General features: G+C 64.2%; 8 protein-coding genes and 1 riboswitch. All 8 genes read right to left on the reverse strand.

Features of this window, described 5'->3' with window-relative positions:
• Nucleotides 1-20: 20 nt before the first annotated feature.
• The 8 genes from CLAM6_RS06965 to CLAM6_RS07000 all read right to left on the reverse strand — a co-directional run bounded on the left by CLAM6_RS06965 (nt 21) and on the right by CLAM6_RS07000 (nt 12,838).
• A complete protein-coding gene (locus CLAM6_RS06965) occupies nt 21-2,216 on the reverse strand; it encodes a TonB-dependent siderophore receptor (RefSeq protein WP_172978643.1) in 2,196 nt (731 codons plus the stop codon).
• 408 nt (nt 2,217-2,624) lie between these two features.
• Complete coding sequence (gene atzF / locus CLAM6_RS06970) at nt 2,625-4,457, reverse strand: allophanate hydrolase (protein WP_242007766.1); 1,833 nt, start codon at nt 4,455-4,457, stop codon at nt 2,625-2,627.
• Complete coding sequence (gene uca, locus CLAM6_RS06975) at nt 4,457-8,299, reverse strand: urea carboxylase (protein WP_153635536.1); 3,843 nt, start codon at nt 8,297-8,299, stop codon at nt 4,457-4,459. Before uca ends, atzF begins: the two co-directional genes overlap by 1 nt.
• Before the next feature lie 207 nt (nt 8,300-8,506).
• Entirely contained in the window at nt 8,507-9,217 is a 711-nt protein-coding gene (locus CLAM6_RS06980) for an urea amidolyase associated protein UAAP2 (RefSeq protein ID WP_153635537.1), read from the reverse strand.
• 90 nt (nt 9,218-9,307) lie between these two features.
• A complete protein-coding gene (locus CLAM6_RS06985) occupies nt 9,308-10,066 on the reverse strand; it encodes an urea amidolyase associated protein UAAP1 (protein WP_153635538.1) in 759 nt (252 codons plus the stop codon).
• Nucleotides 10,050-10,931, reverse strand: a complete 882-nt coding sequence (locus CLAM6_RS06990) for an ABC transporter ATP-binding protein (RefSeq protein ID WP_153635539.1) — start codon at nt 10,929-10,931, stop codon at nt 10,050-10,052. Before CLAM6_RS06990 ends, CLAM6_RS06985 begins: the two co-directional genes overlap by 17 nt.
• Nucleotides 10,928-11,752 carry an ABC transporter permease gene (locus CLAM6_RS06995; RefSeq protein ID WP_077371317.1) on the reverse strand — a complete coding sequence of 275 codons (825 nt, stop codon included), beginning with the start codon at nt 11,750-11,752 and terminating at the stop codon, nt 10,928-10,930. The genes CLAM6_RS06990 and CLAM6_RS06995 overlap by 4 nt, the downstream gene beginning before the upstream one ends.
• Nucleotides 11,753-11,860: 108 nt before the next feature.
• A complete protein-coding gene (locus tag CLAM6_RS07000; RefSeq protein ID WP_242007767.1) occupies nt 11,861-12,838 on the reverse strand; it encodes a putative urea ABC transporter substrate-binding protein in 978 nt (325 codons plus the stop codon).
• A gap of 224 nt (nt 12,839-13,062) precedes the next feature.
• Nucleotides 13,063-13,170: riboswitch (guanidine-I (ykkC/yxkD leader) on the reverse strand.
• Nucleotides 13,171-13,447 lie beyond the last annotated feature (277 nt).

The raw sequence follows: 13,447 nt of genomic DNA on the forward strand, positions 1-13,447 counted from the left end.
TCGTACAGGAAATGCTCGACTCAGAAGTCGTAGGTCATGCTCAGCAACGCACTACGCGGCGCGCCGTACAGGTACTGGCTGTAGAAGCCCTGCTGCGTGTAGTACTCCTCATCGAAGAGGTTGGACACGTTGAGCTGGGTGCTGAAGTTGTCATTGAAGCGATAGCGCGCCATGGCGTTGGCGAGGAAGACATCGCCCTGGCCGACCTTCTCGCTACCGGTAGGCGTGTCGGCATTGCGATAGGTATCGCCCTGCCAGGTGCCGCCGGCGCCCAGAGTCAGGCGTGACCAGTCGCCGGGCAGCTGCCAGGTGGCATAGACCTTGGCCTGCTGGCGCGGATAGCTGGTATTGAGCTGGGTGCCATCGGAATCCTCGGCATCCACCAGTGCGTAGCTGGCGGAGAGATTGATGCCCGGCGCGACTTCACCGGCCACTTCCAGCTCGAAGCCCTCGACCACGGCGCCGTCGGACTCGGTGTAGGCCTGATCGGTGGTGCCGTCGACATAGACGCCCGGAATCTCGACAGCCAGATTGTCCTGCTCGCTGCGGAAGACGGCGAAGGACACGTCTGCGCGGTCATTGAACAGCTCGGCCTTCAGGCCCGCTTCATAGCTGGTGCCTTCCAGCGGATCGAGCAGGGCGCCATCGGGGGCACGCTCACTCTGGGTGTTGAAGATCTGCGTATAGCTCGTGTAGGCGGTGAGGTTGTCGGTGATATCGACGATCAGGCCGGCATAGGGCGTGAACTCGTCGTTGTACTCATAGCTGCGCTCACCGCGATAGTCCTGGTCGATCTCCCAATCCGTCAGGCGGGCACCGAGGATCAGGTGCACGGGGTCTGCCAGCGAGAAACGCGTGACAGCGTAGAAGCCTTCCTGCTGGGTCTCGGTGTCGTCCGTCAGGCCCCACTCGCCCCATTCGGGCTCGGCCAGTGCCGGGTCGTCACGATCAGTGAAGCTGCCCAGCGCGGGTACACTGCCGGCCGGGGTGCGACTCCAGATCTCGTATTCTTCCTTGAGCTGCATGTAGCCGAAGCCCAGCTGATGCTCGCGACCGAACAGCTTGAAGGGGCCCTCGGCGCTCAGGTTGAGGTTCTTCTGGGTGCGATCACCGCGATAGTCGACCAGATAGGAGGTGGTCGGATACTGTCGATTGCTGTCGTAGTAGAGGATGCCGTTGTCACGATCCACGTAACCGCCGCGGTAGTTGTAGGTCAGCCCGTAGTTGGCATCGCCATGGCTGTAGGCTGCCGTGGCTTTCCAGCCATTGGCGAAGTAGTGGGTAAGGTCCGCGAAGCCACGCGTGTTTTCGGTGAAGAAGTGCGCCCATTCGGTATTGTTGGCGACTGACTGATCGAAGTCGGTGCGCGTGCCATCGGTGTAGTAGAGCGGCACGCCCAGATAGGCGCCGTCCTGGTCGTAGCGCTGATATTCGACGCCGACGTTCAGCTCGGTGTCCGGTGTCACTTCCGCGGCGATCACGCCATACAACGTCTCGCGATCGTTCTCGACATCATCCATGAAGCTGTCGGAACGGTCCTTGGCGGCCACGAAGCGTACGCCGACCTTGCCGGCGTCATCCAGAGGCGTGCTGACATCCACTACTCCGCGGCGGCGGTCCCAGCTACCCACGGCACCGGTCACGCTGGCGGCGGCTTCATCCAGCGGCTTCTTGCGCACGAAGTTGACGGTGGCGGACGGGTCGCCCACGCCAGTCATCAGGCCGGTGGCGCCGCGGACGACTTCGACACGATCGTAGATGGCGGTATCCCACTCGGCGTCGCCGAAGGGCCAGAAGCCGCTGGTGTTGCTCTGCTGACCATCGAACTGGAAGTTGCGGATGGTATAGCCGCGAGACTGGAAGCTGGCGCGTGTGCCATCGAGACGATTGGAAGACACCCCCGGCAGGCGATTGACGGCTTCCGTGGTGCTGGTCAGCGCCTCGTCGTCCATCTGCTGGCGGGTCAGAAAGCTGACAGACTGAGGTGTCTCGCGCGGTGACAGCGTCAGGCCATTGGCGCTGGTGCTGGAGCCGACCGTGTACGCCTGTGTCTCTTCTGTAGTGCCGGTTTGTGCTTCGCCGACGATGGTCATCGACTCCAGTTTTTGCGTCTCGTCCGCGAAGGCGGTGGCGCTGAGGAGTGAGGACGTCGCGAGGGCGATGGAGATAGCGAGTGGCGAGCGTGTAAAACCTGGACGGCGGAGTGAGTGAGCCAAGATTGCGTTCCCTGATTGTTTATAATAATCATTATTATTTACCCGCTGGCGGCACTTTTGTTTTGCGAAATGCCAGACTCGCTTTGCGGGATGCCAAGAATGAAAATTTCGGGGAACTTCATGAGCCCGGCGTGGTGCTATCGGGCGATGGGGCTGGTCATGTGTCAGGACAGAACCGCTACCCGCTGACATGTACGAGCCTCATATTCGGGCCGCGCGTTCGATACCTTCAGGCCACGCACGCAAGCGTCATACTGAAACGCCCCGCGACCGTTTCTCCGGTTGCGGGGCGTTTCATTTCAGGGCTTACGTCGTTGGAATGTCGCCTCCGATCCAGAGATACAGACCAGTGAAGCTCTCAGCTCAGGGGATCGGCTCAGGGAGGGCGAATCAGGTGTTATGGCGAGCTCACTCGCGCTCCACCCACGCCTTCCAGCCGCCGTACTCGCTGATGTCCGTCATCGGTAGGCCGCTGTCAGCGGAGACCGAGCAGATGAAGCCCGCGACCCAGCGGCCGTCTTCGAGCTCGATCTGACCCAGACCCAGCGGGAAGGGGATGCCAGCGAGGAAGCTGCCGACACTGGCAATGGGCAGTGACCAGACTTCCAGCGCGATGCTGGTACCACCCTCTGGCGCACGCAGCATGGCCGGTTTGGCGGGTGTCGCGTCATCCAGTTGATAGAGGCGGTAGCTCGGTGCGCTGTGAGTGCGGGCGACCAGACGGGCATCGCGCTGGGTGAGCTGATGATTGAGCGGCATGCCACTGAGGTGTGCGCCACAGACGGCGATCTCGAGTCGGCCATTCTGCGCCATCGGCAGATCGCTGTCGGCGAGACGTGCCTGGGGACGAGCAACGGCGCTGGCGCCCAGCGGCAGCGCAAATTCCTTTTCGAGCAGCCGGGCGATGCTGAGCAGTTGCAGGTCTTCAAAGGCGGGCGCGAACAGTGTCACGCCGCCGGGCAGGCCCTGGCTGTTGAAGCCGACCGGTACGGCCAGTGCGCTCAGGTCCAGCAGGTTCATGAAGTTGGTCCAGGTGCCCAGCTCCGAATTGACCGCAATCGGCGCCTCGGCAAGCTCCGCCTTGGTGGGCAGGCGCGGCGTGGTCGGGGCCAGCATCACATCCACCTGCGCGAGCAGGGCATCTGCCTGACGGCGATATTCGGCCAGCTGATAGCGCGCATCGAAGGCATCCACCGCCAGCGGCGTGGCACCGCCGAGGGTGATCTCGCGCGTCACCGGATGCAGGGCCTCGGGGTTGCGCTCGATCAGTTCACGCACCGCGTGATAGCGCTCTGCCACCCACGGGCCTTCATACAGCAGACGCGCGGCGGCCAGTAGCGGGCTGCAATCCAGCTCGACCAGCTCGGCTCCCAGTGCCTTGCACTGACGAATTGCCGCTTCCATGTAGCCGCTGTAATCGGCGTCGGTGTGCCACTGGGTACGCGGCGGCACGCCGATACGCAGGCCGGTAAGGTCCGGCAGCACACCATAGGCCTGGCCGTGAACGGCGAAGTCATGCTCGCGCGCCCAGCGGTTATCGGCATCGAACTGTGCGGTGACGGACAGCACGCGCGCGGCATCATCACAGCCCAGCGCGAAGATCGAGATGGTATCCAGGGTCGCGCAGGCCGGGACCACGCCGCCCGCGCTGAGCAGGCCGAGGGTCGGCTTCACGCCGACCAGATTGTTGAAACAGGCCGGCACACGGCCGGAGCCCGCCGTGTCCGTGCCCAGCGCGAAGCTGACCTGGCCCTGGGCGGTAACGACGGCGGAGCCACTGCTGGAACCGCCCGGCACATAGGCGGGGTCGAAGGCATTAGCCGGAGTGCCGTAGACCGGCAGGGCGCGCTCACCGACCAGGCCGGTGGCGAACTGATCCAGATTGGTCTTGCCCATCGGGATCGCGCCTGCCGCGATCAGCTTCTTGACCACGAAGGCATCATCGTCTGGCGTATAGGCGAACTCCGGGCAACCGGCGGTGGTGGTGATGCCGGCGAGATCGATGTTGTCCTTGATCGCGAAGGGGATGCCGTAGAGCGGCAGTGACTCGGGCGCCACGGCGTCCAGACGCGCCAGATAGGGTTCCAGCTGCTGTGCACTCAGGCGGGTGATCCAGGCGGCGTCTTGCTCGGGTTGTGCGGTCAGCAGTTCATTCACCAGCTGGCGTGGCGTCATCTCACCGGCCTGATAGGCCTTGCTCAGCGCCGTGATGCTCAGGTTGTGCGGGGTATGGGTCATCATCACAGCGTCTCCTCGGAAGACAGGGTCGATTGGGCGTTGTCTGGTGCGCTGGCATCAGCGGGATCCGTGGTTTCCACGGCGGTCGACAGCACGATCAGCGGCTGGCCGGGGGCGACACCGCTGCCTTCCTTGATCGGCAGGCGAACGACACGGCCTGCGGTGTGGGTGCGAATCTCGACTTCCATCTTCATCGACTCGACCAGCGCCACCACCTGGCCGGCCTCGACGAGATCGCCCTCGGCGACCTCCAGCTTCCACAGGCTGCCGGTGACCGGCGTCTCGATGCCCAGCTCGTCATCGCTCAGGCTGTCGGCTTCCTGCACTTCGTTGATCTGATCCTCGAAGGTGAACTGGCCGCGTGCATGCCAGTCGTCGATTTCCTGCTGGAAGGCGGCCTGACGACGTTCACGGAAGGCATCGGTCTCGGCCTGATGCTCGGCGATCTGCGCCTGGTAATCGGCGAGGCGAAAGCGCGTCTTCTCGATCTTCAGGTCATAACGCCCTTGGGGATGATCACGACGGATCTGCTCGAGCGCCTCATGGCTGACCGGGTGGAAGCGCAGCTGATCGAACACGCGCAGCAGCCACGGGCTGGTGAAGTGTTCGGTGCGGCGATAGCGATTCCACATCTGCAGCGTGCGGCCGACGAACTGATAGCCGCCCGGACCTTCCATGCCGTAGACGCACAGATAGGCGCCACCGATGCCCACCGAGTTCTCGGCGGTCCAGGTGCGTGCCGGGTTGTACTTGGTGGTTACCAGGCGCTGGCGCGGGTCCAGCGGCGTTGCCACCGGCGCACCCAGATACACATCGCCGAGGCCCATCACCAGATAGCGGGCGTTGAGCACCGTCTCGCGTACCGCCGCCTCATCGGCGAGGCCATTGATGCGGCGAATGAATTCCAGATTGCTCGGGCACCAGGGGGCGTCCGGGCGCACCGAGCGTTGGTACTTGTCGATGGCCTGCTGACACGCCGGGTCATCCCAGGACAGCGGCAGGTGTACGGTGCGCGCCTCGATCTCGATGTCCTCGACATCCTTGAGCGCGACTTCCGCCTGTTCGAGGTGCGTCATCAGTGTGGCGAGGGCAAGCTTGCGCGGATCGTAATGCAGCTGCAGCGAGCGGATGCCCGGTGTCATCTCCATCAGGCCGGGCAGCGGATGCTCCTTCAGCCACAGCATCCAGGCATGGGCGCGAAAGCGCAGCGCGATATCCAGCTCCATCTGGCCGAATTCGATCAGCAGGAAGTCATCCCCGGCGCGGCGATAGACGATCTGCTCGCCGCCTTGCTCGGTGCTCAGGCGCTTGAGCACCGGCGAGTCATCGGGGCGCGGACGTTGCTCGGCGATATCGTTCAGCGTGGCAATGCCGCTCAGCGTGGCGCCGCTGGTCTCTGTCAGGCGCTGTTCCAGAGTGTCGAGCTTGCCATTGGCGAGGGCGGCGATCACGGCGTCCTGCTGCACCTCGATGGCGCGGGCCTCATCCAGAGTCAGCGCGACGAAACGGATGCGGTCGCCGGCGGCCAGCTGGCCCAGCTTCCAGCGTTCCGCGCGCACCACGGTGGCCGGACATACGAAGCCGCCCAGTGAAGGGCCGTCCGGGCCGAGGATGACCGGCATGTCGCCGGTGAAGTCGATGGTGCCGAAGGCGTAGGCGTTGTCGTGAATGTTGGAAGGGTGCAGACCGGCCTCGCCACCATCGGCACGCGCCCACTGCGGACGCGGGCCGATCAGGCGCACGCCGGTGCGGCTGGAGTTGTAATGCACTTCCCAGCGGTGGCCGAAGAAGGTGCTGATGTCGTCTTCGGTGAAGAAGTCCGGCGCACCGTGCGGGCCGTAGAGCACGCCGATCTGCCATTCGCGACCTGAGGTCTTGCCTTGCTCATTGTCGATAATGCCAGCGCCCTGCGGGATCAGCGCCTCGGGCAGCCGGGTCAGGGCGGGCTGGGGGCACTCGGCGAGATCAGCCAGCGGCAGGGTGTCGCCACTGCGCAGGGCGCGTCCGGCATGGCCGCCGAACTGGCCCAGGGTGAAGGTCGCGCGCGAGCCCAGATACTGCGGGCAGTCGATGCCACCGGCGATCAGCAGATAGCTGCGCGCGCCGGCGGCGACCTTGCCCAGGTTCAGGGTGCTGCCAGCGGCGATCTCATGCACCTGCCACAGGGCAAGATCGTGAGTCGCGGTGTCATCGGAGCCGGCTACAGGTGCTGAAACGGACAGCGTGGCGGGCAGCGGCGCACCGGCCAGCACCACGCGCGTGGCGCGGTGGAAGTGCAGCGTCGGGCCATTGAGGGTGATCTCGAGACCTGCGGCATCGGCCGCGTTGCCCAGCAGCGCATTGCCGAGACGGAAGGCGTAGTCATCGAAGGGGCCGGAGGGCGGCACGCCCACATCCCAGTGCCCCTGGCGACCCGGCATGTCCTGCACGGTGGTCAGGGTACCGGGGACGATCACTTCAAAGGTCGGTGCGGCCCACTCGAGGCCTTCCAGCCAGCGGGTATAGATCTCGACATTGCGGAAGCGCGGGTCTTCCAGCAGGTGCGACAGCCACTGACGGTTGGTCTCGATGCCGTAGAGGCGAGAGGCGGCCAGTGCCCTAGAGAGATCGCCGCGTGCCTGCTCGCGGGTCGGGGCGTGCACCATCACCTTGGCCAGCATCGGGTCGAACCACGCCGGGACCTCGAACCCGGCCTCGATGGAGTGATCCACCCGCAGCTGGCTGTCCTCGGCGAGGGCGGCGGTCACGGCGTCATTGGCGAACTCCACCTCGGTGAGCAGGCCGCTGGAAGGGCGGAAATCGTGCTGCGGATTCTCGGCATAGACGCGTGCCTGCATGGCGTGGCCGCGGGGCGTCAACGGCGCGACCAGCTCGCGCAGGTTGCCCAGTTCACCGGCGCCCAGCTTGAGCATCCAGTCGACGATGTCCACGTTCCACACCAGCTCCGTGACACCGTGCTCGACCTGCAGGCGCGTGTTGACCTCCAGGAAGTAGAAGGCCTGACGCTCGGCGTCATAGATGAATTCGACGGTACCGGCACTGCGGTAATTGACGGCTTCGCCCAGGCGGATGGCGGTGGCGATCATGTCGTCGCGAACGCGCTCGGGCAGGTCGGGTGCCGGGCATTCCTCGATGACCTTCTGGTGGCGGCGCTGACTGGAGCAGTCGCGCTCGCCCAGAGCGATCACCGTGCCTTCACCATCCCCGAACAGCTGCACTTCCAGGTGACGGGCGCGGGCGATGTACGCCTCCAGGAAGACGCCGCCATCCCCGAAGTTGCGCTCGCCCAGACCCTTGACCGAATCGAAGGCGCGACTGAGGGAGGCGTCATCCTCACACACCTGCATGCCGATGCCGCCGCCGCCGGCGGTGGACTTGAGCATCACCGGATAGCCGATACGGGCGGCCTCGCTCAGTGCGCTCTCGACGTCGTCCAGCAGGCCGGTACCGGGTACCAGCGGCACACCGGCATTCTCGGCGATGGTGCGCGCTTCGTGCTTGAGGCCGAAGGCGTGGATCTGCTCGACGGTCGGGCCGAGGAAGACCAGGCCAGCGGCGTCACAGGCCTGGATGAAGCGGGTGTTCTCGGACAGGAAACCATAGCCCGGGTGCACGGCCTGGGCGCCACTCTCGCGGGCGATGGCGATCAGCTTGTCGATGTCGAGATAGGTCTCGGCGGCGGCACCTTCACCGAGGCTGTAGGCGTCATCGGCCTCGCGCACGAAGGGGGATTCACGATCGGCTTCTGCGTAGACGGCGACGCTCTGGACACCGAGGGCACGCAGCGTGCGCTGGATTCGGGTGGCGATGGCGCCACGGTTGGCAATCAGGACCTTGTGGAACATGACGGAGTCATCCTTCCGGCGGCGGGTCGTCCCGCCTTCAAACTGTGAGCTGCCGGTCGTCCGGTAGCCGGGCAGAGCCTTGGGAGCTGACGAGTGATGCAAGAGAGATGACATCGTCAGGTGTGGCTCGGCCGTTTCTTGTCGTATGCGTGTTCGAAAGCGTCGCTGTCAGCGCGGCGGCTCAGCTTGGCAGATCAGCTCGGCCGATCAGCCCAAGGGCGAGTCGCTGATGCGGATGGCGACCGGTGTCGGGTCGTAGCCATTGCAGGGGTTGTTGAGCTGCGGGCAGTTGGAGAGCAGCACGTAGACGTCACGCTCGGCGACCATCTCGACGTACTTGCCCGGGGCGGACAGGCCGTCCTCGAAGCTCAGGCCGCCATCGGCGGTGACCGGCACGTTCATGAAGAAGTTGATGTTGTGGCCGATGTCGCGCTTGGTCAGGTCGTACTTCGGGTAGCGGGCGATGGCCAGCATCCAGTTGTCACGACAGGAGTGCATGTGACGCTTTTCCAGGTCGTAACGCACGGTGTTGGACTCGCTGGAACAGGCGCCACCCAGGGTGTCATGCCGGCCACAGGTATCGCCGGTGATGGTCAGCAGCGCCCGGCCACGTGTGGAGTAGAGCACCGTGCCGGTGGTCAGGTAGACCTTGCCCTGCTCGCGCACGGTGTCCATCGCGCTGTAGCGCTCGGCGGTATCGTCGGCCGAGAAGAACAGCGTGTCGGCGGCCTGATTGCCGTGCAGGTCGGTGATACGCAGGTGCTGGCCGGCGCGCACCAGGCCGATGAAGTGATCGCCGGCCTCGATGGTGCGCTCAAGCTCGCGCGGCTGCTGTGCGGGGTCGGCGTAGCTCAGCGGGGCGCCGTCCGTCGTGGCCGGGGTGTGGGCATGGGGGTGTTCAAGTGTCGAGGTGCACATGGGATTGTCCTTTGTCCTTGTCATCTGGGGCGTCGTTTCCAGTTGCCACTAGCCAGTCGGCGTGGCGTCCGTCTGCTGTCGAGGGGCGCCTCAGCCCGCCAGGTGATAGAGCTGATTGTTGGCGAAGGCACGGGCGTTCTCGGGGCGCGACAGGTAGCAGGCGTCGTGCTCATCCATGGCCGTGGCCGTTCCGAAGGTCAGATCAACGCCGCGCAGCGGATAGTCCTCGGCGGGGTCCAGCGGGTGCGGACAGGTGTGCAGCATGACGAGGGTGTCCATCTCGAAGCGCAGGGTGACGCTGTCGCCGGCGGCGCAGTGGTCGGTGACGTAGTGGAGATTGGCCTCTTCATCGGCGCGCACGCGGGAGAACAGGTTGAGGTTGGCGCACAGGTCGCGCTCGCCCAGTCCGTACTTGGCCATCTCGATCAGCAGGCTGTCGTGGCCGCTGGGCGTGAAGTCATTGAAGGCTTGCTGATAGGCCTTCTTGTGCCATCCCTTGGCGGCGAAGTGCTGCTCCATCAGGTTGCCGCTGGCGCTGTCATGCCAGCCCAGATCGTCCTGGATGATGGAGGCGAAGATGCGGCCCATGTCGGAATACAGGCAGTGCCCTTCGGTGAGGCGAAAGGTGTGCTGACCCTTGAGGGTATCCGGCAGATTGAGGCGCTCAAGCAGATCCAGCGGGTTGTACATCACCAGGCCGACATTGGCGTTGGCCTCGCTCGCGGTCAGCTTGAGTGCGCTGCCACGCGGCATGCGCATCGACCAGTGATGGCCGCCGGGCAGATGCGTCTGATACTTGGCGGTAAAGCTGGCGCGGGCGGTGGTTGCGGCATCAAGCGGTATGTTCATTGAATTGGCCTCCGGTGAGAGTGGCTTGGGAAACGGAGTGGGCTGGTGTCGTCAGCGCTTCGTGCTTGGGCGTCGGTTGGTCAGCGCCCGTTTGGACAGCGCCCTGCTGGCCAGAGCCCGGCTGCTGAGACGACGCCTTGGCCTTGCTGCGCTCGGTGGGCAGGTCGTAGGTGATGGTCGAGCCATAGGCCTGCGGGGCTTGCGGGTCGACACGCACCTTGTCGAACACCCAGACGCGTGAGCCCAGCTCGAACGCTTCCTTCAGGTCGTGGGTGATCATGAAGATGGTCAGCTGCTGCTCTTCCCACAGACGCAGGATGAGCTGGTGCATGTCCTTGCGGATGCCCGGGTCCAGTGCGCCGAAGGGCTCATCCAGCAAGAGGATGCGCGGCTTCATCATCAGCGCCTGGGCGATGGCGAGGCGCTGCTGCATGCCGCCGGACAGCTCATGCGGGTACTTGTCCAGCGCATGGGACAGGCCGACTTCTGCCAGACGTTTCTCGGCGGCGACCCGTGCCTCGCGACGTTTGGCACCGAACAGCTTGCCGGTCAGCGGGGCGCGCGCCAGCTCCTCGGCCATGATCACGTTGCCGAGCACCGTGAGGTGCGGGAAGACGGAATACTTCTGAAAGACGATGCCGCGGTCCGGCCCCGGCTCGGCGGGGATGGGCTTGCCATCGAGCAGCAGCTCACCGCGCGAGACGCCCTCGGTGCCCAGCAGCAGCTTGAGGAAGGTGGTCTTGCCGCAGCCGGAGGCGCCGACCAGGGTGATGAATTCTCCGGCCTCGACGGTCAGGTTCATGCGTTCCAGCACGACCTGCTGGCCGTAATGCTTCTCGAGACCCTTGGCGTGGATCAGGCTCATGATTGGCTCTCCTCAGCGTGGTACCAGGGGAAGGCGCGGGTCGAGACGAGCACCAGCAGACGGTCGAGCAGGAAGGCCAGCAGCGTGATCCAGGCCACGTAGGGCAGGATGACGTCCATCGCCAGATAGCGGCGCACCAGGAAGATGCGATAGCCGAGGCCGTCCTGGGCGGCGATGGCTTCCGCGGCGATCAGGAACAGCCAGGCACTGCCGAGTGCCAGGCGCGTGGCGCTCAGAAGGCGCGGGGTCAACTGGGGCAGCAGCACGCGGGTCAGCACCTGCCAGGAGCTGGCGCCCAGCGTCTGGGCCTTGATCAGCTGCTCATCGGGCAGGCGCAGGGCCTGATTCTGCAGGTCGCGAATCAGGAAGGGCGTGATGCCGATGACGATCAGCGCGATCTTGGCCAGCTCACCCGTCCCGAAGGCGATGAACAGGATCGGCAGGATCGCCATCGGCGGAATCAGGGACAGCACGGTGATCAGCGGTGACAGCTTGGCGCGCAGCAGCGGCAGGCCGCCGGTGAGCAGGCCGACGCTCAGGCCGATCAGCGCACTTATCAGCACGCCGGCCAGCAGGCGTTCGAGACTGGCGAAGGTGTCAGTCCACAGCGGCAGGTCACCGGTGCGCACGTTGACCTCGGTGGCCAGCTTGGCGAAGGACTCGCCCATGGACGCGAAGGACGGCAGCAGGCGGTCGTTGGGGTTGTCGAGCAGTCGCTGGTTGGACTGCACGATGTAGAGGATGGCCAGCAGCGCGAAGGGCAGGCCGCCGAGCAGCCAGCGGCCACCACGGGAGGGTGTCAGATTGATCAGGCGTTTCATGCGCGGGCTCCACGGGTGCGAACGAGGGTGCGGTCGAGGGAGGCGATCGGTTCACCAGCCACAGAGACAGCTTTCCTGCGGCTGGTGTGCGGCATCCACCGCGTGGCGTTACTGGCTGTCGGCCAGTGCGGCGGTGTAGCTCGGGTCGAAGCGCAGCATCACGTTGCCCTCATTGCCGACGATGCCGGCAGGCGTTTCGATACCGATGAAGCCGGCATCCGGCGCGCCTTCGCCCAGCAGCCCCTGTGCGAAGCTGAAGTCGGCGATGTGCTGCATGGTGTCCTTGAGGCTCGGCGCATTGAAGGCGGCCACGGCCTCGGCGGGGGTGTAATACATGTGGGTCGCGGCCAGCTGGGACTGATAGCCGGCGAGGTCGGTGCCGGCGGCATCGGCCATCTGGGAGAGCGCCGCTTCATCGCCAGCCTTCATCTTCTCCATCACCTCATACCAGGCACCGACCAGCGCATGGCCGAAGTCCGGGTTGTCCTTCAGCGTCTGGGTGTTGACGACCATCAGGTCGAGAATCTCGCCGGGAATGTCGCTGGAGTTGAAGACTTCGGTATAGCCGGGCATGTCCTTGAGGGTGGCGAGCTGCGGGTTCCAGGTGACCACGGCCTGGGTATCCGGGTTGCTGGCCAGCGCGACGATATCGGCATCGCCGGTATTGGTGGTGGTGAGGTCGCGCTCGCTCATGCCGACGCTGTCCAGCGCGCGTGCCAGCAGGTAGTGGGAGACACTGAACTGCACCAGATTGACCTCACGGTCCTTCAGGGACTCGATGGAATCACCGTCGCGTATCATCACGCCATCATTGCCATCGGAGTAGTCACCCAGAATCAGCGCGGTGGAATCGACGCTGCTGGCGGCGGGGAGGGTGAGGGCGTCCATGTTGGTCATGGCGCAGCCATCGACATTGCCGGAGGTGTACTGATTGATGGACTCGACGTAATCGTTGACCTGCACCACATCGATGTTGATGTCGTACTTCTTGGCCCACTTGTCGACGATGCCCTGGGTGTCCGCGTATTCCCACGGCATCCAGCCGGCATACACCGACCAGCACACGCTGAAGGAATCCTGCGCCATGGCCTGCGGGCTCAGCGATGCGCCAAGCAGCAGAGCGCCGGCCAGCGCAGCACGTCTGGAAGCGTTTCGGGAAACGGTAGCTGAAGCAGATGAGACAGCAGCGGATGACACCTGGGCGCTGGCATCCGAGGGGGAAGTCGTAGACGGGGAAAGGCGAGTGGGCTGGGTCATTGTCGTTATCTCCGGCGGAAAAAGTGAGAGGCGCCGACCTTTTCAGGCGTTGCGTCTCCCGGGCTTTTGTCCCGCCGTGTAACCCCCAGCTGGAGGTCGAGTGCTCTCGGACCAGTCGTGACGGCCATAAGCCAGTCACCGGAACCCTAGCGCTCCATTGGTGTAGATTTTCGATTGTTGTATGCCTATCGGTGCCTCAGGGCTACACCTGCGAAGATTATTCCAAGGAGAAAATAATATAATGAAATCAATGAGTTGTTTTTGAGGGTGGGGTGGGGATACAGGAATGAAGGTATCTTGTGCACTGAAATGGTGCTTTTTGAGCAGTAGTGCACAATAATTGACTGATATTATGAAAGTTCTGCTTTATGGTCTAATATAAAGTTTAGTTTAAGGTTGGTAACTTCCTCATGGCTGTATTTCTCCGATAGGATTTAG

This window comes from Cobetia sp. AM6 (assembly GCF_009617955.1).
Lineage (GTDB): Bacteria > Pseudomonadota > Gammaproteobacteria > Pseudomonadales > Halomonadaceae > Cobetia > Cobetia amphilecti.

Coding starts and splice junctions, on each gene's coding strand:
- atzF (WP_242007766.1), bottom strand. CDS start 4,457: ATGATGACCCATACCCCGCACAACCTGAGCATCACGGCGCTGAGCAAG.
- uca (WP_153635536.1), bottom strand. CDS start 8,299: ATGTTCCACAAGGTCCTGATTGCCAACCGTGGCGCCATCGCCACCCGA.
- CLAM6_RS06980 (WP_153635537.1), bottom strand. CDS start 9,217: ATGTGCACCTCGACACTTGAACACCCCCATGCCCACACCCCGGCCACG.
- CLAM6_RS06985 (WP_153635538.1), bottom strand. CDS start 10,066: ATGAACATACCGCTTGATGCCGCAACCACCGCCCGCGCCAGCTTTACC.
- CLAM6_RS06990 (WP_153635539.1), bottom strand. CDS start 10,931: ATGAGCCTGATCCACGCCAAGGGTCTCGAGAAGCATTACGGCCAGCAG.
- CLAM6_RS06995 (WP_077371317.1), bottom strand. CDS start 11,752: ATGAAACGCCTGATCAATCTGACACCCTCCCGTGGTGGCCGCTGGCTG.
- CLAM6_RS07000 (WP_242007767.1), bottom strand. CDS start 12,838: ATGGCGCAGGATTCCTTCAGCGTGTGCTGGTCGGTGTATGCCGGCTGG.